This is a genomic window from Sphingobium sp. AP50 (genome assembly GCF_900109095.1).
GTDB lineage: Bacteria > Pseudomonadota > Alphaproteobacteria > Sphingomonadales > Sphingomonadaceae > Sphingobium.
On the sequence record NZ_FNYZ01000005.1, the window covers coordinates 184114 to 208363 of the forward strand.

At 64.1% G+C, this 24250-nt stretch carries 24 protein-coding genes and 1 riboswitch; of the genes, 4 read left to right on the forward strand and 20 right to left on the reverse strand.

From position 1 onward, the window contains the following. Positions 1-14 precede the first annotated feature (14 nt). On the reverse strand, positions 15-794 hold the full coding sequence (locus BMY84_RS11555; protein WP_093083962.1) for an ABC transporter ATP-binding protein: 780 nt from the start codon (positions 792-794) through the stop codon (positions 15-17). After that, positions 788-1786, reverse strand: coding sequence for a FecCD family ABC transporter permease (locus BMY84_RS11560; protein WP_093083964.1), 999 nt, complete (start codon positions 1784-1786; stop codon positions 788-790). Before BMY84_RS11560 ends, BMY84_RS11555 begins: the two co-directional genes overlap by 7 nt. A gap of 38 nt (positions 1787-1824) precedes the next feature. Here BMY84_RS11560 and BMY84_RS11565 point away from each other — a divergent pair, with 38 nt between their 5' ends. Further along, complete coding sequence (locus tag BMY84_RS11565) at positions 1825-2634, forward strand: ABC transporter substrate-binding protein (RefSeq protein WP_093083966.1); 810 nt, start codon at positions 1825-1827, stop codon at positions 2632-2634. A gap of 156 nt (positions 2635-2790) precedes the next feature. On the opposite strand, the gene BMY84_RS11570 is transcribed toward BMY84_RS11565, so the two are convergent. From BMY84_RS11570 to BMY84_RS11600, 7 genes are all read right to left on the reverse strand, one after another. Next, positions 2791-4629: a TonB-dependent receptor plug domain-containing protein gene (locus BMY84_RS11570; protein WP_093083967.1), complete on the reverse strand. Its 1839-nt coding sequence runs from the start codon at positions 4627-4629 to the stop codon at positions 2791-2793. Positions 4630-4797: 168 nt separating this feature from the next. Beyond that, positions 4798-5010: riboswitch (cobalamin riboswitch) on the reverse strand. 69 nt (positions 5011-5079) lie between these two features. Then, positions 5080-5877, reverse strand: coding sequence for a formate dehydrogenase accessory sulfurtransferase FdhD (gene fdhD, locus BMY84_RS11575; RefSeq protein ID WP_093084081.1), 798 nt, complete (start codon positions 5875-5877; stop codon positions 5080-5082). Between the two features lie 13 nt (positions 5878-5890). Then, positions 5891-6196 carry a formate dehydrogenase subunit delta gene (locus tag BMY84_RS11580; RefSeq protein WP_177203989.1) on the reverse strand — a complete coding sequence of 102 codons (306 nt, stop codon included), beginning with the start codon at positions 6194-6196 and terminating at the stop codon, positions 5891-5893. Positions 6197-6205: 9 nt separating this feature from the next. After that, positions 6206-9052 (reverse strand): formate dehydrogenase subunit alpha, encoded by a 2847-nt coding sequence (gene fdhF / locus BMY84_RS11585; protein ID WP_093083969.1) that lies wholly within the window; start codon positions 9050-9052, stop codon positions 6206-6208. Then, positions 9049-10695 carry an NADH-ubiquinone oxidoreductase-F iron-sulfur binding region domain-containing protein gene (locus BMY84_RS11590; RefSeq protein WP_093083970.1) on the reverse strand — a complete coding sequence of 549 codons (1647 nt, stop codon included), beginning with the start codon at positions 10693-10695 and terminating at the stop codon, positions 9049-9051. The genes fdhF and BMY84_RS11590 overlap by 4 nt, the downstream gene beginning before the upstream one ends. Beyond that, on the reverse strand, positions 10692-11144 hold the full coding sequence (locus tag BMY84_RS11595) for an NAD(P)H-dependent oxidoreductase subunit E (RefSeq protein WP_093083972.1): 453 nt from the start codon (positions 11142-11144) through the stop codon (positions 10692-10694). Before BMY84_RS11595 ends, BMY84_RS11590 begins: the two co-directional genes overlap by 4 nt. Positions 11145-11253: 109 nt before the next feature. Then, complete coding sequence (locus tag BMY84_RS11600) at positions 11254-12156, reverse strand: LysR family transcriptional regulator (protein ID WP_093083973.1); 903 nt, start codon at positions 12154-12156, stop codon at positions 11254-11256. Between the two features lie 61 nt (positions 12157-12217). Here BMY84_RS11600 and BMY84_RS11605 point away from each other — a divergent pair, with 61 nt between their 5' ends. Beyond that, positions 12218-12736: a molybdenum cofactor guanylyltransferase gene (locus BMY84_RS11605; RefSeq protein WP_093083975.1), complete on the forward strand. Its 519-nt coding sequence runs from the start codon at positions 12218-12220 to the stop codon at positions 12734-12736. Here BMY84_RS11605 and BMY84_RS11610 read toward each other — a convergent pair. Then, positions 12705-13820: an AI-2E family transporter gene (locus BMY84_RS11610; RefSeq protein ID WP_093084084.1), complete on the reverse strand. Its 1116-nt coding sequence runs from the start codon at positions 13818-13820 to the stop codon at positions 12705-12707. The two genes, BMY84_RS11605 and BMY84_RS11610, sit on opposite strands and share 32 nt — an antisense overlap. Positions 13821-13949: 129 nt before the next feature. Between BMY84_RS11610 and BMY84_RS11615 the strand changes: the two genes are divergently transcribed. Both BMY84_RS11615 and BMY84_RS11620 read left to right on the forward strand, forming a co-directional pair. Next, the gene (locus tag BMY84_RS11615; protein WP_093083976.1) at positions 13950-14747 is read left to right on the forward strand and encodes a TrmH family RNA methyltransferase; all 798 of its coding nucleotides are present in this window, start codon (positions 13950-13952) and stop codon (positions 14745-14747) included. 63 nt (positions 14748-14810) lie between these two features. Then, positions 14811-16130: an MFS transporter gene (locus BMY84_RS11620; protein ID WP_177203990.1), complete on the forward strand. Its 1320-nt coding sequence runs from the start codon at positions 14811-14813 to the stop codon at positions 16128-16130. A gap of 94 nt (positions 16131-16224) precedes the next feature. On the opposite strand, the gene BMY84_RS11625 is transcribed toward BMY84_RS11620, so the two are convergent. The 10 genes from BMY84_RS11625 to rpsP form a co-directional block, all read right to left on the reverse strand. Beyond that, entirely contained in the window at positions 16225-16743 is a 519-nt protein-coding gene (locus BMY84_RS11625) for a GNAT family N-acetyltransferase (RefSeq protein WP_093084085.1), read from the reverse strand. Between the two features lie 65 nt (positions 16744-16808). Next, positions 16809-19232 carry a TonB-dependent receptor plug domain-containing protein gene (locus BMY84_RS11630; protein WP_256215220.1) on the reverse strand — a complete coding sequence of 808 codons (2424 nt, stop codon included), beginning with the start codon at positions 19230-19232 and terminating at the stop codon, positions 16809-16811. 377 nt (positions 19233-19609) lie between these two features. Next, a complete protein-coding gene (gene rplS, locus BMY84_RS11635) occupies positions 19610-19975 on the reverse strand; it encodes a 50S ribosomal protein L19 (RefSeq protein WP_093013731.1) in 366 nt (121 codons plus the stop codon). A 6-nt stretch (positions 19976-19981) separates the two neighbouring features. Further along, positions 19982-20719: a tRNA (guanosine(37)-N1)-methyltransferase TrmD gene (gene trmD / locus BMY84_RS11640; RefSeq protein ID WP_093083981.1), complete on the reverse strand. Its 738-nt coding sequence runs from the start codon at positions 20717-20719 to the stop codon at positions 19982-19984. Next, the gene (locus tag BMY84_RS11645; protein ID WP_093083983.1) at positions 20716-21000 is read right to left on the reverse strand and encodes a hypothetical protein; all 285 of its coding nucleotides are present in this window, start codon (positions 20998-21000) and stop codon (positions 20716-20718) included. Before BMY84_RS11645 ends, trmD begins: the two co-directional genes overlap by 4 nt. 95 nt (positions 21001-21095) lie before the next feature. Beyond that, positions 21096-22595 (reverse strand): serine hydrolase domain-containing protein, encoded by a 1500-nt coding sequence (locus BMY84_RS11650; RefSeq protein WP_093083985.1) that lies wholly within the window; start codon positions 22593-22595, stop codon positions 21096-21098. Continuing rightward, positions 22592-22978 (reverse strand): type II toxin-antitoxin system VapC family toxin, encoded by a 387-nt coding sequence (locus BMY84_RS11655; RefSeq protein ID WP_093083986.1) that lies wholly within the window; start codon positions 22976-22978, stop codon positions 22592-22594. The genes BMY84_RS11650 and BMY84_RS11655 overlap by 4 nt, the downstream gene beginning before the upstream one ends. Continuing rightward, a complete protein-coding gene (locus tag BMY84_RS11660) occupies positions 22971-23243 on the reverse strand; it encodes an AbrB/MazE/SpoVT family DNA-binding domain-containing protein (protein WP_093083988.1) in 273 nt (90 codons plus the stop codon). The genes BMY84_RS11655 and BMY84_RS11660 overlap by 8 nt, the downstream gene beginning before the upstream one ends. 32 nt (positions 23244-23275) lie before the next feature. Then, positions 23276-23770, reverse strand: a complete 495-nt coding sequence (rimM, locus tag BMY84_RS11665) for a ribosome maturation factor RimM (protein ID WP_093083990.1) — start codon at positions 23768-23770, stop codon at positions 23276-23278. 5 nt (positions 23771-23775) lie between these two features. Further along, on the reverse strand, positions 23776-24213 hold the full coding sequence (gene rpsP, locus BMY84_RS11670) for a 30S ribosomal protein S16 (RefSeq protein WP_093083991.1): 438 nt from the start codon (positions 24211-24213) through the stop codon (positions 23776-23778). Positions 24214-24250 lie beyond the last annotated feature (37 nt).

Here is a 24250-nt window from a genome sequence, read left to right on the forward strand (position 1 = left end):
AAACGAACGGATGTTTATGTCTTGACCCGCCCCACCGGCAGAATCATCGGCCAATCGCCCGCCTGCTCGATCCGCGCGGTCACGCCATAGACCTGCGCCAGAGCCTCCGGCGTCAGAACCTCCATCGGCGCGCCGTCAGCCACCAGCGCGCCGCCCTCCATCAGCAGCAGCCTGTCGCAATAACGCGCCGCCATGCTGAGATCATGCAGCACCGTCACCACCAGCGCCCCGCCGCGCGCCTCCTCCCGCAACAGGTCCATCACGTCGATCTGATGCCCCGGATCGAGCGCAGCCAGTGGCTCATCGGCGATCAGCGCCCGTGCGCCCACCGCCAGCGCCCGCGCCAGCAACACCCGCGCCCGCTCCCCGCCCGACAATTCGGTCGCGACCCGGCCTTTCAGATGCAGCACATCGGCGCGCGCCATCGCCGCTTCGATCATCGCCTCATCCTCGCCCGTCAGGCGGGAGAGCGGCCCCAGATGCGGCAGCCGCCCCAGCGCCACCAGCCGCTCGACACTCAGCGGCCAGTGCAAAGTCTGACCCTGCGGCAAATAGGCGACGGCCCGCGCGATCGCCTGACGGTCCAGCCGCGCCACATCCTGCCCGTCGATCGTCACCTGCCCCGCCTGCGGCCTGGTGAGGCCCAGCAGCGCGCGGATCAGCGTAGATTTGCCCGCGCCATTAGGGCCGATAATGCCGACCAGTTGGCCCGGCGTCAGCGTCACATGCACATCGCGCACCGCCGCATGGCGACCAAGGCGGACGGACAGATTTTCCCCGCACAACGTCACCACAGCCTTTTCTCCCGCATCAGATGGATCAGGAAGACCGGCACACCCAGCAGCGCCGTCACCACGCCCAGCTTGAGTTCGCTGCTGGTCGGGATCAGCCGCACGCCGATATCCGCCAGCGTCAGCAGCGCCGCCCCCCCCAGCAGCGACGGCAGCAACACCGCCGAGGGCGACCGATCCGTCAGCGGCCGCACCAGATGCGGCACGATCAGCCCGACAAAGCCGATCGCGCCCGACACCGCGACCGCGCCGCCCACGCCGATCGCCACGCCCAGCATCATCCGCAACTGCGCCGCCGACAGGTTGACGCCCAGCGCCTGCGCGCCCTCCTCCCCCAAGGTCAGCGCATCCAGCGTCCGCCCGTCCGCGATCAGCAGGGTCGCGCCGATCGCGACACAGGGCAAAGCGATCCAGACATGGTCATAGCTGCGATTTTCCAGGCTCCCCATCAGCCAGCTCATAATCTCCATCGCGGCAAAGGGATTGGGGGACAGGTTCAGCGACAGGCTGATCCCCGCCCCCGCCAGTGTCGCCACCGCGATGCCGGCCAGGATCAGCGTCAGCGGGCTTTCCGCCGATCCCGACAACAGGAACAGCGCGCCGATCGCAATCAGCGCGGAGCTGATGCCCAGCACCGGCAGTGCCAGCGGATGCAGTTGCGCCAGCCCGAAATAGAGCGCGCACACCGCCCCCAGCGCGGCCGCATTGGATGCGCCCAGCACAGACGGTTCGGCAAGCGGATTGCGCAAATAGCCCTGTAGAGCCGCGCCCGACACACCCAGCATCGCGCCCACGATCAGCCCCAGCAGCATGCGCGGCAGGCGCAGGTCGATGATGATGGCACGGGCGACATCATCGCCACCGCCTGTCAGCACGGCGGCGATCCGCGCCGGACTGAGCGACACCGCACCGAGCAGGATCGATCCGAAGGCGGCAAGGATGACCAGGAGCAACAGGCCCGGAATAAGCAGAGGATGATAACGGCGCGCGGTCATGACTTGCCTCCGCCCATGGGCTTGCTAAGCCGCTGGCGATGATCCGGCCATTGACCTTCGCGGCGACCGCCCTCTGCCTGCTGACCGGCGCAGCCGCGCCCCAGCCGCCGCGCAAGATCGTGTCGCTCAATGTCTGTGCCGACCAATATCTGCTGGCGCTGGCCGATCCGGGGCAGATTGCGGCGCTCAGCAGCAATGCCCGCGATCCCGAACTCTCGGCCGCGGCGGACAAGGCGCGCGGCTATCGCACGCTGCGCCGTCCGTCGGAAGAAGTGCTGGCGATCCGGCCCGACCTGCTGGTCGGCTTCCCGCTGGGTCCGGTCGCGGTCGCCGGCGCGCCGCCGGGCCGGTGGCGCACGCTGGGCGTCGCCAGCGCCGACAGCTATGGCGCGATCCTCGACCAGATCCGCCAGGTCGCCCGCGCAGTCGGCCATGCCGATCGCGGCGAAAAGCTGATTGCGCAAATGAACCGCGACCTTGCCACCCTGCCAAAGGCCCGGCGCAGCGGCGTTGCGGCCTATTATCAGCGGCGCGGCTATATGACCGGCACGGGCACGTTGATCGATGACCTGATGCATCGGGTCGGCCTCACCAATCTCGCCGCCAAACTCGGCAAGCCCGCGCTGGCGCAGGTTTCGCTGGAGGAGATGGTGGCCACCCGGCCCGACTGGTTGATCGTGGAAAGCGCCACCGATCATGTGGTCGATCAGGGAACGGAAATGCTGCACCACCCCGCCCTCGCCCGCATCCCGCGCATCAGCCTGCCGCAAAGCTGGACCGTGTGCGGCGGCCCCGCCTATGTGCAGGCCGCGCGCGCGATCACGGCGCGCCTCGACGCAAGGCAGTAGTGGCAACCGAACGCGCCCTTTCGTTCGAAAACTCTTTCTATAGCCCCTCCCCTTTAGGGGAGGGGTTGGGGTGGGGCAGCGCGACAGCATCAGAGTTAGCCCTTGTGGCACGCCCCCACCCCCATCCCCTCCCCTGAAGGGGAGGGGCTTTCAAATTCAGAAACGGACACGCACCCCGCCATAAGCGGCGCGGCCGAAGGTGTTATAGCCATAGGCGGTGGCGTATCCTTCATCGAACAGATTGTCGATGCGGCCATAGACTTCCAGATGATCGCCGACCGGCAGGGACGCCCGCAGCCCGACCAGCGCATAGCCGTCCAGCCGCCGCGTGTTCGCCGCATCGTCGAAACTGTCGCCGACCATGGTGACGGTCGCGCCGGTCGACAGGCCGAAGAACCAGTCATAATCGGCCGACAGGCTGACCGCATTGGCCGCGCGACGGGCAAGGCGATTGCCATAGGTAGCGGCGCCAGCCGAACGATCGCGCGCATCGACATAGCTGTAGCTGCCCGTCACGGTCAGCGCGTCCACCGGCTTCAGTGCGATCGAGGCTTCCACGCCCTTGGCGCGGGTGCGATCCAGATTGCCATAGGTGAAGGTGGCGTAGTCATAATTGATCTGGTTGCGGGTATCGCGCTGGAACGCCGTCAGCGACAGGGTCGCGCGGCCACCGTCCAGGCTCTGGTCCAAGCCGATATCATAGCTTTTCGACCGTTCGGGCGTCAGCGCGCGGTTGCCGCTGTAAGTGTCGTACAACTGATAGAGCGAGGGCGCCTTGAACCCTTCGCCATAGCTCAGGCGAATATTGGTCGCGCCGCCATTGGGCGTATAATTGGCGTTCGCGCCAAAAGTGGTCGCGCCGCCGAACTGGCTATGATCGTCGTGGCGCAGGCCGCCGGTGACGGCGAGGCCGTTGAAGGGCTTCACGATCGCCAGACCATAGACGCTGTCGATATTGATCTTCGCGCTCGCCGTGTCGCCAAAGCCGAAATAATCATAATCCGGCCGTTCATGCTCATAGCCGAAGACCAGCTTCGCCTGATCGACCGGGGCATAGACGCCCTCATATTCGAAGCGCAGATTGGTGCCCGAATAGCCATAATCCGGGTCGGTGCCGCGCACGAAATAATAGTCGCGGTCGTTGCGCATCCAGGTGACGGCCGCCCGGTTGGTCAGCTTGCCGTCCAGCAGCGCCAGATTGACGCCGGCATAGCCGACATATTGGTCGACCTTCGACACGTCGCTGCTGTCGGCAGGCGCGCCGAAGAAGCTGTCATAGTCCAGATCGGCATGGATATAATAGCCGCGCAGGTCGAGGCTGAGAGTATCGGTGAAAGCCAGCTTCAGCCGGGCGTTGGTGGCGATATTCTCATAGCCGTCCCGTTCGGTGCCGCCCGCGGCCGAAGATATGCCGTCGGTGCGATAATAGGCCGCGCCGATCCCGCCGGACGCGATACCGGCGGTGCCGGACACATCCGCCTTGGCATTGAGGGTATCGGCATAGCCATAATCGATCGAAGCGTTACCCGCGAAGCCTTCGGCCGGCGTGCCGGTCATCAGGTTGACGACGCCGCCAATCGCCTGACTGCCATAGACCACCGAGTTGGAGCCGCGCAGCACTTCGACCCGGCGGATATTGGCGGTCAGCAGATGGCCGAAATCATAGCCGTCGCCGATGCCGCTGGGATCATTCACCTTCACCCCGTCGATCAGCACCAGAGTCTGCGTCGTTTCCGCCCCGCGCAGCGACACGCTGGTCACGCCACCGGTCGATCCGTTGCGGTTGAAACGCACGCCGGGCGTGGTTGCCAGCAGATCGACGATGTCGGTCGCCTGCCGCTGCTCGATCGTCTTCGCATCGATGACGGTGATCGCCTGTCCCACTTCGTCGCGCGACTGTTCGATGCCGGTCGCGGTGACGATGATCTCGTCCTCCTGCGCCAATGCCGGTGTAGCAGCCAGCAAGGCCGCGAGCGATATTCCCATTTTCAACATGATAAGCCCCTATGGCGTCGCATTGCGACTGTCAGGGTCGGGGCGTCCGCACATGCGGTCGGATGTTGGAGGGATGACGCCATGCCCCGCCGCAACCCGATGCGGCCCCGGCCGCACGGCGTCGCTCGACGGAAAACCCACCGTGCCCCGGCCATCCCCTGGACCAAAGCAGAGCGACCAAGCGCCGGCAGGTCTCCTGGCTCGCGGGTCGTTGCACGATGCATCAGCCTTCCCGGATAACTCCAGTGGCCGGTCTTTCGACCCCCATGCATCGCGCTATCCGCTTACAGTTGCAGGGACAGCCACGGAATTGGGCGCTCACGCACCCGCACCGCATTCCCGTTTTCAGCCCTTTCGGGCACCGGCGCGATCTGTTTGCAGGGAAAGAACAGCCCCTCCCCACGCGCGGCCCTGTACGGGAAAGCCGGGGCGAATCCAAGCAGGGCGCGATTAAAGCGTCACAGCGTTGCCCCGCAGCAACAGCGCGTCCGATCGGGCGAGCGCGACCAGCGGCAGTCCCGCCGCCGCCGCGCGTTCCGTCGCCAGCCGGGTCGGCGCGGAAATGGTGACGAGCAGCGGGCAATCGGCCAACGCCGCCTTCTCCACCAGCTCATAGGAACAGCGCGAGGATAGCAGCGCAAAACCGCCCTCCCAGCCCGCGCCCTGCCGCGCCATCGCCCCGATCAGCTTGTCGAACGCATTGTGCCGCCCGACATCCTCCCGCACCAGCCGGATCGTACCGTCCGCGCCGACCAGCGCGGCGGCATGGGCGGCGCCGGTGGCCGCGTTCAACGGCTGATGATCGCGCAAGGCCTTCAGCGCGTGGAAGATGGCGGCGCGGTCTGCCAGGCTCTTCGTCGCGACATGGGGCAGCGGCCGGATCGCCTGCTCCAGATTCTCTATACCGCACAGGCCGCAACTACTGTCCGACGCCCGATGCCGCACCCGATCGAGCAGCCCGTCGGTCCGATGCGGCGGCAATGTCGCGCGGGCGATAATACCGCTGTCGGTGTGATGCACATCGACGTCCAGCAGCGCATCCGCGCGCGTCACCAGCCGCTCGGCCAGGCTGAACCCCTGCACCAGATCCCCGATATCGGTCGGCGTCGCCATCAGCACGGCATAGCCTGCGCCATTATATTCGATCGCGACCGGCACTTCCTCCGCCAGCGCGCGGATGATCGCGTCTGTCCCGCCATCGGGCGTCAGCCGGTCGAAGGACAGGCTGCTCAGACTCTCCCCGTTCATCAGCGGCAAGCGCTCAACCAGCGTCGCAATGGCCGGCCTCATCCACCCGATTGAACTGCGTGGCGTCGACCTGCGGCGCCGGCCGCCCCTGCGCCATCCGGGCCACGGCAGCGGCCACCACCGGCGACAATCGTTCGGACTGATCCTGCGCAATGGCGATGATCTGCGCCTTCATCCGCGGATCCCAAAAGCGGGTCAAATGTTCGGCGAGCGCTTCCGTCGCCTTCGCCTCGCCCATCATCGCCATGTTGCGGGCAATCTGATGCGCCATATAGACCAGCCGATCGGTCGTGGACATGACATGGGTGTCGTCGCTCATGGGCCGATCCTATTCCGCCGCTTCCAGTGGCGCAATGCGTCGACTGTTGCGGGCTTGGCTTGCATAATCCTGCTGCCAGTCGCTCGGCCCGTTGCTGGCCATCACCTGCACCGCCGTCACCTTATATTCGGGGCAATTGGTGGCCCAGTCCGAATAATCGGTGGTGATGACATTGGCCTGCGTCTCGGGATGGTGGAAGGTCGTATAGACCACACCGGGCGCCACCCGCTCGGTAATCAGCGCCCGCAACGTCGTCTCCCCCGCACGACTGCGCAGCGTCACCCAGTCGCCATCCTTCAGACCCCGGTTCTCGGCATCGCTGGGATGCATTTCCAGCCGATCCTCCGGATGCCAGGCAGTGTTGGCCGTCCGCCGCGTCTGCGCGCCGACATTATAGTGGGACAATATCCGCCCGGTCGTCAGCAGCAACGGGAAGCGCGGCCCGGTCTTTTCATCGGTCGGCACATAGTCGGTGACGACGAACTTGCCCTTCCCGCGCACAAAGCCTTCGACATGCATGGTCGGCGTGCCATCGGGCGCGGCATCATTGGCCGGCCATTGCAACGATCCTTCCGCCTCCAGCCGGTCATAATGGACGCCAGCAAAGGTCGGGGTCAGCGCCGCTATCTCGTCCATGATTTCGGACGGGTGGCCATAGGTCCAGCCCAAGCCCATGGCGTTGGCCACCAACTGCACAATCTCCCAATCGGCATAACCGTTGAGCGGCGCCATCACCTTGCGCACGCGCTGGATGCGCCGCTCGGCATTGGTGAAGGTGCCGTCCTTCTCCAGAAATGTCGATCCGGGCAGGAAGACATGCGCATAATTGGCGGTTTCGTTGAGGAACAGATCCTGCACCACCACGCATTCCATCGCCGCCAGCCCCGCCGCGACATGATGGGTATTGGGATCGGACTGGAGAATATCCTCACCCTGCACGAACAGCCCCTTGAACGTCCCGTCGGTCGCCGCGTCCAGCATGTTGGGGATGCGCAGCCCAGGCTCGGCATCCAGCGCAACGCCCCATGTCCGCTCGAACAGGCTGCGCGTGGCGGCATCCGACACATGGCGATAGCCGGAAAATTCATGCGGGAAGCTGCCCATGTCGCAGGCGCCCTGCACATTATTCTGCCCCCGCAGCGGGTTCACGCCCACGCCCTCGCGCCCGACATTGCCGGTCGCCATGGCCAGGTTCGCGATCGCCATAACGGTCGAACTACCCTGCGAATGTTCGGTGACGCCCAGCCCATAATAGATCGCGCCATTACCCCCCGTGGCATAGAGCCGCGCGGCCGCGCGCACATCCTGCGCCTTCACGCCCGTCAGCGGCTCGATCGCCTCGGGCGAGCGCGCCGCCTCCGACACGAACTCCGCCCAGTCCACAAACTCGTCCCAGTCGCACCGTTCGCGGATGAAGGCTTCGTCATACAGCTTCTCGGTCACGACCACATGGGCGATCGCGGTCAGCATCGCGACATTGGTACCGGGCCGCAGGGGGAGGTGATGCTCCGCCGCGATATGGGGCGACTGGACCAGATCGGTGCGGCGCGGATCGATGACGATCAGCTTCGCGCCCTGCCGCAGCCTTTTCTTCATGCGGCTGGCAAACACCGGATGCCCGTCGGTCGGATTGGCACCGATGACGAGGATGACATCCGCCTGCATCACGCTGTCGAAATCCTGCGTCCCCGCCGATGTGCCGAAGGTCTGGCTCAGGCCATAGCCGGTCGGCGAGTGGCAGACGCGCGCGCAGGTATCGACATTATTATTGCCAAACCCCTGCCGGATCAATTTTTGGACGAGGAAGGTTTCTTCATTGGTGCAGCGGCTGGAGGTAATGCCGCCAATCGAGCGGGTGCCATATTTCGCCTGTATCCGGCGAAACTCGTTCGCCGTATGCGCAATCGCCTCCTCCCATGACACTTCGCGCCATGGCTGGTCCACCGATGCGCGGATCATGGGGTTCAATATGCGGTCCTGATGCTGGGCATAGCCCCAGGCGAAGCGCCCCTTGACGCAACTATGGCCGCGATTGGCCTTGCCGTCCTTCCACGGCACCATCCGCACCAGTTCCTCGCCCCGCATTTCCGCGCGGAAGGTGCAGCCCACACCGCAATAGGCGCAGGTGGTGACGACGGCGCGGTCGGGCGTACCGCTTTCCACCACCTTCTTCTCGATGAGGGACGCGGTCGGACACGCCTGCACGCACGCCCCGCAGGACACGCATTCCGACCCCAGAAAATCCTCGCCCTGCGACGGCGAAACCTTGGACTCGAACCCCTTATTCTCGATCGTCAGCGCGAATGTGCCCTGCACTTCCTCACAGGCGCGCACGCAGCGCGAACAGACGATGCACTTGCTGGGATCGAAATCGAAATAGGGGTTCGACTGGTCCTTCGCCTGCCCCATATTGGTCGCGCCATCATAGCCATAGCGCACATCGCGCAGGCCCACCGCGCCAGCCTGATCCTGCAATTCACAGTCGCCGTTCGCGCCGCAGGTCAGGCAATCGAGCGGATGATCGGAAATATAGAGTTCCATCACCCCGCGCCGCAATTGCTTCAGCCGGTCGGTCTGGGTGCGCACCACCATACCCTCGGCAACGGGCGTCGTGCAGGATGCCGGATAGCCGTTGCGCCCCTCTACCTCGACCAGACAGAGGCGGCAGGAACCGAAACTCTCCACGCTGTCGGTCGCGCAGAGTTTCGGGATGGAACCGCCCAGCAAGGACGCGGCGCGCATGATGCTGGTGCCTTCGGGCAGGGTCACGCTCTGCCCATCGATGGTCAGGGTGACGCTCTTGCCGGTCGCCAGCGCGGGCGGCGTGCCATGGTCGGTTTCGCGGGAAAAGCTCATTCCGCGGCCTCCTTCACGGGCGCAGATGCGCCGAAATCCTCGGGGAAATAATCAAGCGCGCTCAGCACCGGATAAGGCGTGAAGCCCCCCAGCGCGCAGAGTGACCCATATTTCATCGTATCGGCCAGATCGCGCAGCAGCGTAGTTTGCGCTTCGATCGACACATCGATCCGGTCGGGTGCGCGGGAATAAAGCGCCTTCCTCAATCCCCCGTCATCCCAGCGAAGGCTGGGATCTCTCTTTTCTTCGGTCACTCCAGCAGGCAGTGAGATGCCAGCCTTCGCTGGCATGACGGAAGGGGTAGGACGCGCCCCGATAATCCGATCCATGATCTCCACCCCGCGCGTCGATCCGATCCGGCAGGGCGTGCATTTGCCGCAGCTTTCCGCCGCGCAAAACTCCATGGCGAAGCGCGCCATATGCGCCATGTCGACACTATCATCGAACACCGTAATGCCCGCATGACCAATCAGCCCGCCCGCCTGAGCAAAGGCTTCATAATCAAAGGGCAGATGGAACATGCTCGGCGGGAAATAGGCGCCCAGCGGCCCGCCCACCTGCACCGCGCGCACCGGCCGCCCGCTCGCCGTGCCGCCGCCAATCTCGGTCACCAGCTCGCCCAGCGTGATGCCGAAGCCGATCTCATACAGTCCGCCATGCCGCACATTGCCCGCCAGCTGCACCGGCATCGTCCCGCGCGACCGGCCAAAGCCGACCGCAGCATAGGCCTCCGCCCCCTCGGCCATGATGAACGGCACGGCCGCCAGCGACAGCACATTGTTGATGACGGTCGGCTGGCCGAACAGCCCCTTAAGCGCTGGCAGCGGCGGCTTGGCGCGCACCTGCCCACGCTTGCCCTCGATGCTATCGAGCAGCGCCGTCTCCTCCCCGCAGACATAGGCGCCCGCGCCCTCGCGCACCTCCAGCACGAACGGCGCGACCAGATGCGCCGACGCCTCGATCGCTGCGCGCATGGTCGCGATACAGAACGGATATTCGGACCGGATATAGATATAACCACGCCCCGCGCCGACCGCATGGGCCGCGATCGCCATGCCCTCGATCAGGCAATAGGGATCGCCTTCCATCAACATCCGGTCAGCGAAGGTGCCGCTGTCGCCCTCGTCCGCATTACAGACGATATATTTGTCGCCAGCGGGCGCATCCAGCACCGTCTGCCATTTGATCCCGGTGGGGAAGCCCGCCCCGCCCCGCCCGCGCAGGCCCGACGCCTTGACCGCATCGACCACCTGCTGCGGCGCCAATGCCCGCGCCTTCTCCAGCCCCAGCCAGCCGCCATGCGCGGCATAGTCGGTCAGGTCGACCGGATCGATGATGCCGCAACGGGCAAAGGTGAAACGCTGCTGTCCGGCAAAGAAGGGCAGATCCTCGATCCGCCCCAGACGGCTCGCATGGCTGCCATCCAGCACCGCCGCCACATCATCCGGCCCGACCGGCCCCCAAAGCGGACCAAAGCCGATCCGCCCTTCCTCCATCTCCACCTCGACCAGCGGCTCGATGCTGAACAGCCCGCGCGATCCGGTCCGCACCACCGCGCACCCGGCCTTGGCAAAGGCGCGCGCCACCTCGTCAGCGCCCAGCGCCACCGACGCCATGTCGCGGCTGATGAAGACCCGACTCATGCCGCCACGTCCAGCGCGATCCGCTCCAGCGCGGCGGCATCGATCCGCGCCACCGGCCGCCCGTCGACCAGCGCATTGGGGCCGATCGCACACAGACCCAGACAATAGACCGGCTCCAGCGCCACCTGCCCGTCCGCCCGCGTCTCGCCCATCGCCACGCCCAGCCGCTTGGCCGCCGCCGCCTCGATCGCCGCGCCGCCACGCGCCTGACAACTCTCCGCCCGGCACAGCTTCACGACATGCCGCCCCGGCGCAATGCGACGAAAATCATGGTAGAAAGTGATGACGCCATGCACATCGGCCCGGCTGAGGTTCAGCGCCCGCGCGATCACCGGAACCAGCGCATCGTCGATATAGCCTGCCTCTTCCTGCATCGCATGGAGCAACGGCAACAGCCGGTCGCGCGTCGCGCCATGGCGCGCGGTCCACTCCGTGACAAAATCTTCCATCTCTACCCTGCCTTCTGGCCTGCCTTTTGCGGCTGATTTTGCGCTAATCCTGCGCGCGCGCCGGATCAGCGTCAAATCGAAGCCCGCAATGGCTGATAGGAAAATTCTATCAGAAACTCCGGAAGCCCGGCGGCAGGCGCAGGGATCGCGCCACGGCCAGCACCGCCTGCGCCAGCGGCCCCATCGGCGCACTGTCCGACACGATCACGCCCACCCGGCTGCCCTCGTCCGCATCCGGCATGGCGTGCGTCCGCGCCCAGTTCAGCCCGTTGAGCAAGGTCGCATGGCTATCGGGTATGATCGAACAGAGCCGCCCCTGCTGCACCAGCCCCAGCAGCGCGACATAGCTATCCGCTGTCACCAGCGGCCGCAGCGCCAGCCCCCGTTCCGCCAGCCGCGCATCCAATATCCGGCGATTCTGCATCCCCTGATGCAGCAGGCACAGCGGCAGTCGCGCCAGATCGGCCCAGTCGATCATATCGGGCACCGCCACGCCCCCCACCGCACTTACCAGCATCGTCCGCTCGACATAGAGCGGCACCGACAGCGCATGGGCAGGCGGCTCGAAATCCAGATAGGTCAGCCCCGCATCCAGTTCGAACGCCGCCAGTTCCCGCTCGATCTGCCGCGATGTCAGCGCCCGTACCGAGATATTCAGCCCCGGATACCGCGCCAGCATCGCTTCGGCCAGACAGCCGATCGCCGGCATCGCGGCCGGAATCGCGCCCAGCCGGAGCTCGCCCTTCAACGGCCCCCGCGCCGTTTCCGCCGCCTGCCCCAGCGCTTCTGCCGCCGCCACCAGTTGCCGCGCCCAGGGCAGGATCGCCTCCCCCTCCGCTGTCAGCCCGGCATATTTGCGATCGCGCCGGATCAGTCGCTTGCCCAGTTGCGCCTCCAGCGTGGCGATGCCTGCCGACAGGGTCGGTTGCGACACGTTGCAATGCGCCGCAGCCCGCGCGAAATGGCCTTCACGCTCCAGCGCCAGAAAATATTCGACAAGCCGTGTCTGCATAAAGCTGCTATAATCACAGCCTGCCCTCCTTGATAGAGGAGAGCTATGACGGGAGGCGCAGATGCGCAACGGACCGATATTGGGCGCAGTGCTGGCCGGCGGACGCTCCAGCCGCTTCGGCAGCGATAAGGCGATGGCCCTGCTGAACGGCAAGACACTGATCGATCATGCCAGCGCCAGCCTCGCCCCCCATGTCGCCGAACTGGTGATCTGCGGCCGGGCGGATGGCCTTGCGGACCGGCCGCATCCCGACATGGGGCCATTGGGCGGCCTCAATGCAGCGCTGCACCATGCACTCAGCCATGGCTTTGTCGGCGTGCTGACCACTGGTTGCGACATGCCGCTTTATCCCGACACGCTGCCCGCAGCCCTGATCGGCGATCGACCCACAATTCTGAAGAACCAGCAACTGCTCGGCTGGTGGCCTGCAACTCTGGCGTTCGAACTGGACGCGCATCTGAATGAAGAAAATAACCGATCCATCTATGGCTGGCTGGACCGCATTCACGCCCGCGAGGTCGACATCCCCGGACTGATCCTGCCCAATATCAACCGGCCGGAAGATCTGGCGCGCCTGTGACAGCCTCCCCATCGGGGCTCCGCATCTTGGTGAAGATATTCCAGGTCGCAATGAACAAAGCCGCGATCACCGGGCCAATGATGATGCCGTTGAACCCGAACAGTTCGATCCCGCCCAGCGTGGAGATCAGCACCACATAATCGGGAATGCGCGTGTCGCGGCCGACCAGTATCGGGCGCAGCACATTGTCGACCATGCCGATCACCAGCACGCCGCACGCCACCAATATGATCGCTTTCCAGATCGCGCCGGTCGCAAACAGATAGATGGCGACCGGCACCCAGATCAGACCCGTCCCCACCGCCGGCAGCAGGGAGAAAGCGCCCATCAGCACGCCCCACAGCAAGGCGCCCTGAATGCCCAGCCCCCAGAAGACCAGACCGCCGATCAGCCCCTGCACGATGGCCACGACAATGCTGCCCTTTATCGTCGCGCGGATGACGATGACGAATTGCTCGATCAGCGCCTGCCGCTGGCCCGGCCGCAACGGCGCGGCGGCGGCGATCCGCTGCGACAGCGCCTCGCCATCGCGCAGCAGGAAATAGGTGAGGTAGAGCATCACGCCCAGCCCCACCATGAAGCTGAAGGCGCTCTGCCCGATCTGGAAAGCTTGCGCCGCCAGCGTACGGAAACTGCTGGTCACACCCTTCGTCACCAGTTCCTGCGCCGCATAGAAATTACCCAGCCCCAGCCGCCGCAAATAAGGACGCAGCCAGTCCGGCATGCTGGCGACCGTTTCGGAAAACAGTCGGACGAAGTTGATCTCCCCCGATTGAATCTTGCCATAGAAATAGGCCGCTTCCTGCAACAGCGCGCCCCCCAGCACAAAGGCAGGAACGATGACCACCGCCAATATCAGGAACAGGGTGATCAGCGCCGCGCCGTTCCGGTGCTTTGGCATCGCCAGCAATATCTGCCGGTTGAGCGGCGCGAACACGATCGCCGCGATCACCCCCCACAGCACGGCCGCAAAAAACGGCTCGATCACCATGGCGAAGGCGATCGACACGACCAGCACGACGCCAAGGAAGAAGCCATCCTCGATCTTGGGCGAGACGTTCAGCGGGGGCGGTGGAGTGTCCATATCCGTGTCTTTGCAAAATTTATGATCCAAATCCATCGCCGAACGATCCTCAACGGCTTTCCCCTGTCCTTTTCCCGATTCGCCCGGTAGAGAGGCCGCTTCCTCCGCTCTTTGGGACCAGCAGACATAGTGGCACGCGAAATCACCGGATTTTCCAACCCGCTGGTGAAGCGCGTCCGATCGCTGCGGGAAAAGAAATATCGCAAGGCCGAAGGGCTGTTTCTGGCCGAGGGGCTGCGCATCCTCACCGAAGCGCGCGAAGAGGGCGTGCTGCCCGAAATGCTGTTCCACGCCGGGTCCACCCACCCGCTGGCGCTGGACCTGATCGACGCGATCGAGGCGGATGGCGGCGACGTGATCGAAACCACGCCCGACATCCTGAGCAAGATCAGCGGCAAGGATAATGCGCAGGCCGTGGTCGGAGTCTATCGCGACCGGCTGACCCCGCTGGCGAAGCTGGACCGCAGCACCGCCAATATCTGGATCGTCGCGCAATCGCTGCGCGATCCCGGCAATCTGGGCACGATCCTGCGCACCGGCGATGCCGTGGGTGCGGGCGGCCTCATCCTGATCGACGATTGCGTCGACCCCTTCTCGGTCGAATCGGTGCGCGCCTCCATGGGCGCGCTCTTCACCCAGTCAATCACGCAGGCGCGCTGGGGCGAATTCATGCACTGGCTGCGCGAAGGGCCGGGCGAACTGATCGGCACCAGCCTGAAAGCGACACAGGATTATCAGGAACCGCGCTACGCCAGCCCCAGCTTCCTGCTGGTCGGCAATGAAGCGCAGGGCCTGCCCGAATCCTACGAGGCCGAATGCGACCAGCTGGTGAAGATGCCGATGCTGGGCAAGGCGGACAGCCTGAACGCCGCCGTGGCGACGGCGGTCATGGCCTATGAACTGCTGAATCAGAAGCGACGAGCATAAACACCGTCACCCCAGCGAAAGCTGGGATCTCCCTTTTCTTCTGGCGCGGTCGGAAGAAGAGAGATGCCAGCCTGCGCTGGCATGACGAATTTCGGGGGTGAGACTGAAGTGACACAAACTAACGGCGTCGGCGAAATGTGGCGGCACAAGCGCGTGCTCGCAGCCAGCCTGATCGGCACGGCAGTCGAATTTTACGACTTCTATATCTATGCCACCGCCGCCAGCCTGATCTTCCCCTTCCTCTTCTTCCCCGCCTCCTCCCCCACGGCGCAGTTGATGGCCTCCTATGGCAGCCTCGCCCTCGCCTTCTTCGCGCGTCCCGTCGGAGCGGCAGTGTTCGGCCATTATGGCGACCGTATCGGGCGGAAGGCGACGCTGGTCGCCTCGCTGATGCTGATGGGCGGCTGCACGCTGCTGATCGGCTTTCTGCCCACCTATCAGATGATCGGCTATTGGGCGCCGGCCATATTGTGCCTGCTGCGTTTCGGTCAGGGCTTTGGCCTTGGCGGCGAATGGGGCGGCGCAGCGCTGCTGGCGGTGGAAAATGCCCCGCCCGGCTGGCGCGCCCGCTTCGGCATGTTCCCGCAACTTGGCGCCCCGGTCGGCTTCATCGCCGCCAATGGCCTGTTTCTGATCCTGGGCGCCTTCCTGACCGACGAAGCCTTTTTCGAATGGGGCTGGCGCCTGCCCTTCATCGGCAGCGCGGTGCTGGTAATCCTGGGCCTGTGGGTCCGCCTGAAACTCGCCGAAACGCCCGAATTCGCCGCCGCACAGAAGGAAACGCCGCCCCCCGCCGTGCCGCTGGCGACGCTCCTGTCCTCGCATCTGGGCGCAGCGATCGCGGGGACCTTCGCCTGCGCCGCCTGTTTCGCCGTCTATTATATCGCGACCGCCTTTGCGCTGGGCTATGGCACCACCGCGCTCAAGATCGACCGCGAAATCTTCCTCGCCATCCAGCTTGGCGCGATCCTGTTCATGGCGCTCAGTATCGTGCTGGCCGGCTGGTGGTCGGATCGCACCACGCCCACCAATGCGCTGGCATGGGGCTGCGCCGGCACCGTGCTGATGGGTCTCGTCTTCGGCCCGCTGATCGGCACGGCGGCGCTGCTGCCGATCTTCATCGCGCTCGGCCTCGCTTTGTTCGTCATGGGCTTCATCTATGGCCCGCTCGGCGCCTATCTGCCCGCGCTCTTCCCGATCCAGCTGCGCTATACCGGTGCGTCCTTCGCCTTCAATCTGGGCGGGATCGTGGGTGGCGCACTGGCCCCGATCGTCGCCACCTGGCTGATCGGCGCGCAGGGCGTGGGCTTGGTCGGCCTCTATATGTCGGCAGCGGCGCTTATCAGTCTCGCCGGCCTGTGGTGGACCAGCCGCAAAGCTTGAAGCCCTTTCTTCTCGGCGTCCTCTGCGCCTCTGCGCGAACCAGATTTGCGCGCAGAGGCGCAGAGGACGCCAAGATTTCTGTTAGCCTGCGGCGCTATCCGATGATCTTGCGCATCAGCAGCATCGGCACGCCCTGATCCTCAAATTCGCGCACCCCATCAAAGCCGAAGCTGCGATAAAGCGGCACGCCCGCCATCGTGCCAGACAATTCCAGCGCGGCAAAACCTTCCGCCTTCGCCGCCGCTTCGCAGAGCGACAGGATCAGCGTGCCCACGCCCTTCCGGACATGATCGGGATGGGTATACATCGCCCGCACCCGCGCCGGCTCGCTCGCCGGATCAATCAGCCGGTCGTCCCGCCCCGCGCTGTGATTGCCGCCATAGGCCGTGGCCCGCCGGCTCCAGCCGCCACAGCCAGCGATCGCATCGCCATCCTGAATCAGGAAATAGGTGCCGTCCACGATCAGGCGACTGTCCAGCCCCATGAAGGCATGGCTGGCCTTCACCTGATCGGGCGTCAGATAGGTGGATTGCAGCCGGTCGATGGCGAGCGTCATGACAGCGGACAGGGCCGGTTCGTCGGTCAAAGTGGCAAGGCGGTGGGTCAACATGATCATGCCGCTAAAACAGCAAAGGCCGGCCCCTGGCAAGGAACCGGCCTTCGTTCACTACATCCGTATCAGAATTTGAAGCCGATGCGGCTATACCAGTACCCGCCATTGATGCCGTAGGGCGAGAAGGTGACAGGCGCATTCAGCACCGCACCACCGTCGATCGGCAGTCCATCCGCGTCGTTCGGCACCGTATCGGTCTTCTTGTTCAGCAGGTTGTTGGCGCCCACCGTCAGCGTCAGGCCCTTCGTCAGTTCATAGCTGATGTCCAGATCGGTGATCGCCGCGGCGCCGACCTTCACCGTCGGGGTCGTGTCGCCATAGATCACGACCTGCGACGACTTGCCATAGAAGGTTTCACGCAGGTTGACGCTGAAACCACCCAGGTTGAACAGCGCGCCGGCAATAACCTTATATTTGGGCGAGGCGTCTTCCAACACGCTGCGCGCATCGGCCGCATACAGGCTTTCCGCAATCCGCAGCTTGGTGATCTTCGTCTCATTATAGTTGGCCGACAGCGACCACAGGATGCTGCCCCCGCCCACGGGCGTCGGATAGCTGGCGGTCAGGTCCACGCCGCGCGTCCGGGTGTCGGCGCCGTTGGTGAACAGGCTGACGCCCGCATCGCCGACTTCCAGAACATAGGGGTCCAGCACATTGCCATGGGCAGCGATGGCATCCAGCACGGACTGGTCGACGACGGTGCCGCTCGACAGGCCCTGGATCGATCCGGTGCCGACGATGCGGTTCTTCATCTTCACCTGATAGGCGTCGAGCGTGATGTTCAGCTTGGGGATCGGGCGCAGCACCAGACCCAGGCTGAGATTCTTCGACGTTTCCGGCTTCAGATCGTCATAGCCCAGCAGCTTGGCCGCATCCGAGTTGGGCGGGAGTTGCACATAGGCGCTGGTCGGGCCGACATTGGTGGAGCTGTAATAGGATTCGAGCAGCGAAGGCGCCCGGAAACCGGTGCTGACGGTGCCACGAACGGCGAATTGTTCGGACAGGTCGACGCGGCTGGTCACCTTCCACGTCCATTTGGTGCCGAAATCGCTATAATTTTCATAGCGGACGGCGCCATCCACCTTCCACATCTCGACCGGGTTGAGCGCGATATCCAGATAGGCCGCCTTGTTGTCGCGCTTATGCTTGCCAGCGTCGGTGGCCAGGAAGCCCGGATAGGACTGGCCGCCTTCGAAATAGGTCGACGCAAAGTCGCCCTGGCCGATCTGGAAGCTGTTCTCGCGATATTCACCACCGAACGCGACGTTCACCGGCGACGCCAGACCGACCTCAACCTCCTTGGCGATGTCGATATTGTTGGTCCACTCGGTCGCCTTCAGGAAACCGTCATAGAAGTTGGACGGGGTGTAGCCGGTGTTGATGAACAGGGTGCGGTTGGCCGAATCCAGCGTGTAAAGCTTGGAATAATCCTGGCCATAGGTGGTGCTGATATCCCAACGGAAGCCGCCGCTTTCGCCCTTGATCCCGCCGGTGTTGGAGAAATCATCTTCCTTGATCGCTTCGCGCGGGTTGAAGCCAGTGTCGCTGATCAGAATATCTTCGCCCGCTTCACCCAGCACGGTCGACCGGCTGACGCGCCACGGCTGGCGGTAATTTTCGTAGGCGCTCGCTTCGCGACGGCCATAGCTGCCGAAAGCATAGATTTCGACGCCGCCGAAATCATGCCCTGCATTGTACATGACGGTGCTGAGCGTCGAACGCGAATCGCCGACGATGCGGTTGGTATAGGGCGCGTTGGGCAGGCCGATCGCCGCCATTGCTTCATGCGCTTCACCCAGATCGTCGCGCAGGCTGCCATCTTCATTATAGATGCGCGAATCCACGCCACCGCGCTGCGAGAAGCCATGATAGCGATGGAACATGGTGAAGTTGAGATAGGTGTCCGGCCCCATGTCCGGCGCGAAGGTCACGCTGCCGCCAAAGGTCGTACCATCGCCCTTATAATATTGCCCGCCGGTCAGATTGCCGGAGATCGAGCCCTTCTCATCCTTCAGGATGATGTTGATCACGCCGGCGATCGCATCGGAACCATATTGGGCGGCCGCGCCGTCCTCCAGCACTTCGATGCGCGCGATTGCGCTGGGCGGGATCATGTCGAGATCGGGCGCGGCGCCGCCCTGATAGGGGCCGCTCAGGACGTGCAGGTTGGACGTGCCATGGCGGCGCTTGCCGTTGACCAGAACCAGCGCATGGTTGGGGCTGAGGCCGCGCAGACGCGCCGACAAGGTCAGGTTGGCGGTATCGCCGCCAAAGGCTTCGGCCGTGAAGGACGGCACGAGCTGCGTCAGTACCTGATTGAGGTTGGGCTGGCCCACTTTTTCCAGCGTCGCGCTGTCGAGAACCTTGATAGGTGCGGCGCTTTCGGCGGCCGTAACGCCCGTTGCGCGGGTACCAGTAACGATGATGGCTGCGCCTTCATCCGCCTGCGGTGCACTGTCCTGTGCAAAAGCAGGAATAGAATACGTCATCGCGATGACAAGTGCTGCGCGAGAAACAAGACCCTTATACTGCATTATCAGCCCCCTAATATTTTTATTAGATCGAGGCCTCTCCCAAGATTTTATCGTTCTTCAGCATCCATATCTTCCGAACATGCATGATCCCCTTCGCCTGATCATGGAAATCAGTCGTTCAGACATGTTCAGTAACATCTGGAAACGGAAGGCTGACATAAATCCACCAAGGGCGAAATGGCCCTTTTTTGCAGTGCCGCAAAATCTCTTGCGACTGCGAAGCCCGGACACCCGTCCGAATTTGTCAAATCCTTGTAACACAAAGAAAAAGGCGGCACCCCCTGGGGGTACCGCCTGTTTCTTTTTTACAACTGTCAAGCCCGTTTGGGCTATCAGCCCTCGCGGTTGTCGCGGCGCTCGGCAATACGGGCGCGCTTGCCGGTGCGGCCGCGCAGATAGTAGAGCTTGGCACGACGCACGACGCCACGACGGACGACAGTGATCGAATCGAGGTTGGGCGAATAGAGCGGGAACACACGCTCCACGCCTTCGCCGAACGAAATCTTGCGCACGGTGAAGTTGGAGCCCATGCCCTTGTTCGAACGGGCAATGCACACGCCTTCATAGTTCTGAACGCGGCTACGCTCGCCTTCGATGACCTTCACGCCGACGCGCAGGGTGTCACCGGGACGGAAATCGGGGATATCCTTGGCGAGGGCGGCAATGCTTTCCGCCTCGATCTGCTGGATGATGTTCATGTAACGTCAGTCCTTGGTCTTTTGCTGCGCACCAGAGGGCGAACGGTCCCGAACGCCGATATGACGTTCCCAAAGGTCCGGCCGCCTTAGCCGTGTATCTGCCTCCGCCTGTTGTTTCCGCCAGGCGGCGATCTTCGCATGATCCCCCGATCGCAACACTTGCGGGATCGTACGACCCTCCCATTCCACCGGGCGGGTATAATGCGGATATTCGAGCAGCCCCGTTTCAAAGGACTCCTCGACTCCGCTGGAAGCCGCGCCCATTACACCGGGAAGCAGGCGAACACAAGCATCCAGCAGCAGCAAAGCCGCCATTTCCCCGCCCGACAATATGATGTCGCCCATGCTGACCTGCTCGATCGGGCGGGCGTCGAAGATTCGCTCGTCAAACCCCTCGAACCGGCCGCACAATATCGTCGCACCCGGCCCCATTGCCAGTTCGCGCACGCGCGCCTGCGTGATCGGCTTGCCGCGCGGCGTCATCGCCAGCACCGGCAGATCTGGTCGCTTGTCCAGCCCATGGTCGACCGCCTGCGCCAATATGTCCGCGCGCAGCACCATGCCCGCGCCGCCGCCCGCGGGCGTATCGTCCACGGTGCGATGTCGGTCGGCCGCGAAGTCCCGAATATGGATCGGGTCGCAGGTCCATTTGCCGTCGGCCAGCGCCCGACCGGCCAGCGACACGCCCAACGGCCCGGGAAACATTTCCGGATAAAGGGTCAGGATTTGCGCCGTGAAGCTCATTTGCGCCGCCGCGCCCGCAGTCGCGCCGCCGAAAAGCCACCCGCCACGCAGATGATGCCGCAAACCAGCAGCGTCAGCCCCAGTTGCAGCAGCAGATCGGACCATGGATCGCCCCGATGCTGCATCGCCGGCAGGATGAACAGCAAAGGCATGGGCAGGACCAGCGCCAGCGCGGTCACGGCCTTGATCCGCACGGACCATGCCACGGTCCACAGCCGCCACCCCGCCGCGACAAGGAACAGCAGATAGGCGCCAAGGACGATTTGCGGAATGATAGGCATGCCCGGCGCTTAGAGCGATTTCCAGTCAGATGGAACATCTGACGATCAGAAATCGCGGAAATCAAAGATCATGTATGCGAAGCGCAGCGTCCAGATCAGGGCGCCTTGATCGCGATCTTGAATTCCTGAATCTGCGCCGTCGTGGTGGGCGCCAGCAGGATGGTGCCAGCCACCCTCCCTTTCTCGCACGACCAGGTGAAGCTGCCGGACAGATTGCCCGTCGCCGTGACGGGCGCGTCAGTCTTGCACGCACCAACCTCCCCCTTCAGCGTCGCCAGTTTCTTCGCCCAGCTGTCCACATCGCCGTCCATCAGGAAGTTCATCGCCAGATGATCGCGCGCCACGCCGACCGTGCCCGCCGCATAGATACGCCCGGCCGCCGCATAGCCATCGGCCAGCAACGGCGTGACCGGCACGGTCCGGGCGATCAGCGCCCCGGCCTGCTTCAACGCCACGGCGGCATCCCAGACAGGCCCCGCACCACCATTATAGGTCCGGTTGGTGAAGACGAAGATGCCCACGCCATAGTCGGGCATCAGCATCACATGGCTGCCATAGCCCGGATAACCCCCGCCATGCGCCAGCGTCAGGCCCAGGTCGCAATCCTGCGCGATCCGCATCGCAAAGCCATAGGCCGCCGCCTGCTTGCACGCCGTCGCCCCGCTCTTGCCATTGCGCGCCGCCACGGTCAGGAAATTGCTCCCCTCCGCCAGCATCCGCACCGCTGACCGCGACACCGGCCCGCCATCGGCATCGTCGCGCGCCGGCCAGGCCGACAGCAGGAAGGCGACCCAGCGCGCATAATCATTGGCGCTGGTCTGTAGCCCCCCCATCGCCCCGAAGGCGCCATCGGCCATGTCCGGTTCGGGCGTCCACCGCCCCTCTTCCCAGCGATAGCCCAGCGCGCGGCGCTCCATCGGCCATTCGCCGACCGCATACCCGCTAGACGTCATGCCCAGCGGCGTCAGCAAAGTGCGCTCCACATAATGGCGATAGGGCATGCCACTGACATTGGCGATGATCCGCCCCAGCAGCGCATAACCGAAATTGCTATATTCATAGCGGCTGCCCGGCGCGGTGCTGAACGGTACGCCAGCGGCCAGCATCTTCGTGAAATCGGCCTGCGGCAAAGGCGTCTGCCGGTCGCCCCAGGGATTATCGTCGACAAAGCCCGCACTGTGGGTCAGCAAGTCACGGATGCGAATATGCGGACTATCCTTGGTGGGATAGGTCCATCCCCGCATTTCCGGCACATAGGTTTCCGCCAGATCGTCGAGCGACAATTTGCCTTCATCGCGCAGCTTCAGGATCGACAGCGCCGTGAACGCCTTGGTCATGGAAGCGATGCGGAACAGGCTGTCAGCCGTCACCGGCCGCTTCTTCGCCAGATCCTGCACGCCAAAACCCTTTGCGTGGATCAGGCGACCATTGGCAACGATGCCATAGACCAGCCCCGGCGCATGACTGTCGACCTGATAATCGGCAAACAGCTTGTCGATGTCGGGCAGCGCGGCAGCGATCTTCTTCTCATCGGCCTGCGCGATCGCCTGACCCGGCAGGCAGAACAGGAACAATGCAGCGAGCCAGCTTTTCATGCGACCGTCCAATTCTCAATGCGCAACCCTGCCACATCGGCAAAGTCGGCTTCATTGTTGGTGACGAGTGTCAGGCCGGCGGACAAAGCATGGGCGGCGATCAGCCGGTCCAGCCGCCCCCGCCGGAATGGCAATCGGGCATAGGCCGCTGCGGCCGTCGCATCATATGGCAGCACGGCGATCAGTTCAAAAAATTGTTCGACCTGATGCGCCCGCTGTGGTTCGTGCGCCACAATGCCACGCATGACTTCGCCATAGACGATGGCGGACGTCACCACCGTGCCGACCGGGCAACTCTGGATGCGACGTGACGCCACGCAATCGCTGCCCTGAAGGACATAGATCAGAATGTTGGAATCGAGCAGGAAGAGCGGCTCAGTCACGCCGTAGCAGCTTCCCTTCCCAATCGAGTTCCCGCTCCTCGAACTCCCGATCCTCCCGGGGAATTTCCTTGAGCCAGGGCATAGACCCGGCAATGCCGGTCAGGTCGATCAGGCGTGGCGGCGCATCCACGGGCTCGAACGTGAATTTGCCATGCTCTTCGCGCACGACCATTTCGGCGCCTTCCTCAAGGCCCAGAGCCTTGGGCAGGCGCAAAGCCAGGCTGTTGCCCGACTTGAAGACCTTGGCTTTATATTCTTCGCCCATGGCGCAGACTCCGTATATACGGAGTGTATATACTATTCCGCGAACGCCGCGTCAATCACGGCCCCGTCCTCGCTCAGTGTCACGACATGCATCGGCGCCATGAAGCGCTTGCCGGGCTTGTCGCCCATGGAGGGCCTCTGAACCTCGATAATGTCGCCCGCGCCGAAATTCTCGACCGCGACGATTTCGCCCAGCGCTTCGCCGGTGCTGGAGGTGCAGGGCAGGCCGATCAGGTCGGCATGATAATATTCGCCCTCGCCCAGTTCAGGAAGAGCGGAACGGGGCACGGTCAATTCCGTGCCGCGCATGGCCTCGGCCGCGCTCCGGTCGCCAATCTCGGCGAAACGGGCAACCGCGCCATTGGAGCCGGGGCGCAGCGACTTCAACGTCAGCATGCGCCCCGCCACATCGAAGCCCTTGTAGCTTTTGAGGCTTTCCACCCCTTCGCCAAAGAGCTTCAGACGGACTTCGCCCGCCACGCCATGCGCGCCGATGATGACGGCCAGAGTGACGGGCTTGTCGGTCAAGATGATCAGCCCTCGGCCGATTCTTCAGCAGGCGCTTCTTCAGCGGCCGGGGCAGCGGCGGCCTCGGCAGCAGCAGCCTTGGCGGCTTCGGCCGCTTCAGCAGCTTCGGCAGCCTTGGCGGCGCGGTCTTCAGCGCGATCCTTGGCCTTCTGGCCCGGCTCAGCCTTGTTCGGGTTGTTGCGCGCCTTGCGCTCCTTCACGCCGGCGGCGTCCAGGAAACGGGCAACGCGGTCGGTCGGCTGCGCGCCGGCTTCGACCCAGTGCTTCGCACGCTCGGTGTCCAGAACGACGCGCTTCTCGTCACCCTTGGGCAGGACGGGGTTGTAGCTGCCGATGCGCTCGATGAACTTGCCGTCACGCGGCGCGCGGCTGTCGGCCACGACGATGCGGTAATAGGGGCGCTTCTTGGAGCCGCCGCGCGACAGACGGATGGAGGTTGCCATGGAAATAGACCTTTCTAACTAACTGCTTTGTTTGGGG

Excerpts from the sequence above, each read along its gene's own strand:
- BMY84_RS11660 (WP_093083988.1), bottom strand. The coding sequence starts at position 23,243 with ATGGGCGAAGAATATAAAGCCAAGGTCTTCAAGTCGGGCAACAGCCTG.
- BMY84_RS11600 (WP_093083973.1), bottom strand. The coding sequence starts at position 12,156 with ATGCAGACACGGCTTGTCGAATATTTTCTGGCGCTGGAGCGTGAAGGC.
- BMY84_RS11605 (WP_093083975.1), top strand. The coding sequence starts at position 12,218 with ATGCGCAACGGACCGATATTGGGCGCAGTGCTGGCCGGCGGACGCTCC.
- trmD (WP_093083981.1), bottom strand. The coding sequence starts at position 20,719 with ATGAGCTTCACGGCGCAAATCCTGACCCTTTATCCGGAAATGTTTCCC.
- fdhD (WP_093084081.1), bottom strand. The coding sequence starts at position 5,877 with ATGAACGGGGAGAGTCTGAGCAGCCTGTCCTTCGACCGGCTGACGCCC.
- BMY84_RS11630 (WP_256215220.1), bottom strand. The coding sequence starts at position 19,232 with ATGACGTATTCTATTCCTGCTTTTGCACAGGACAGTGCACCGCAGGCG.
- rplS (WP_093013731.1), bottom strand. The coding sequence starts at position 19,975 with ATGAACATCATCCAGCAGATCGAGGCGGAAAGCATTGCCGCCCTCGCC.
- BMY84_RS11590 (WP_093083970.1), bottom strand. The coding sequence starts at position 10,695 with ATGAGTCGGGTCTTCATCAGCCGCGACATGGCGTCGGTGGCGCTGGGC.
- fdhF (WP_093083969.1), bottom strand. The coding sequence starts at position 9,052 with ATGAGCTTTTCCCGCGAAACCGACCATGGCACGCCGCCCGCGCTGGCG.
- BMY84_RS11570 (WP_093083967.1), bottom strand. The coding sequence starts at position 4,629 with ATGTTGAAAATGGGAATATCGCTCGCGGCCTTGCTGGCTGCTACACCG.
- BMY84_RS11580 (WP_177203989.1), bottom strand. The coding sequence starts at position 6,196 with ATGAGCGACGACACCCATGTCATGTCCACGACCGATCGGCTGGTCTAT.
- rpsP (WP_093083991.1), bottom strand. The coding sequence starts at position 24,213 with ATGGCAACCTCCATCCGTCTGTCGCGCGGCGGCTCCAAGAAGCGCCCC.
- BMY84_RS11595 (WP_093083972.1), bottom strand. The coding sequence starts at position 11,144 with ATGGAAGATTTTGTCACGGAGTGGACCGCGCGCCATGGCGCGACGCGC.
- BMY84_RS11565 (WP_093083966.1), top strand. The coding sequence starts at position 1,825 with ATGATCCGGCCATTGACCTTCGCGGCGACCGCCCTCTGCCTGCTGACC.
- BMY84_RS11620 (WP_177203990.1), top strand. The coding sequence starts at position 14,811 with ATGCCAGCCTGCGCTGGCATGACGAATTTCGGGGGTGAGACTGAAGTG.
- BMY84_RS11650 (WP_093083985.1), bottom strand. The coding sequence starts at position 22,595 with ATGAAAAGCTGGCTCGCTGCATTGTTCCTGTTCTGCCTGCCGGGTCAG.
- BMY84_RS11560 (WP_093083964.1), bottom strand. The coding sequence starts at position 1,786 with ATGACCGCGCGCCGTTATCATCCTCTGCTTATTCCGGGCCTGTTGCTC.
- BMY84_RS11645 (WP_093083983.1), bottom strand. The coding sequence starts at position 21,000 with ATGCCTATCATTCCGCAAATCGTCCTTGGCGCCTATCTGCTGTTCCTT.
- BMY84_RS11610 (WP_093084084.1), bottom strand. The coding sequence starts at position 13,820 with ATGGACACTCCACCGCCCCCGCTGAACGTCTCGCCCAAGATCGAGGAT.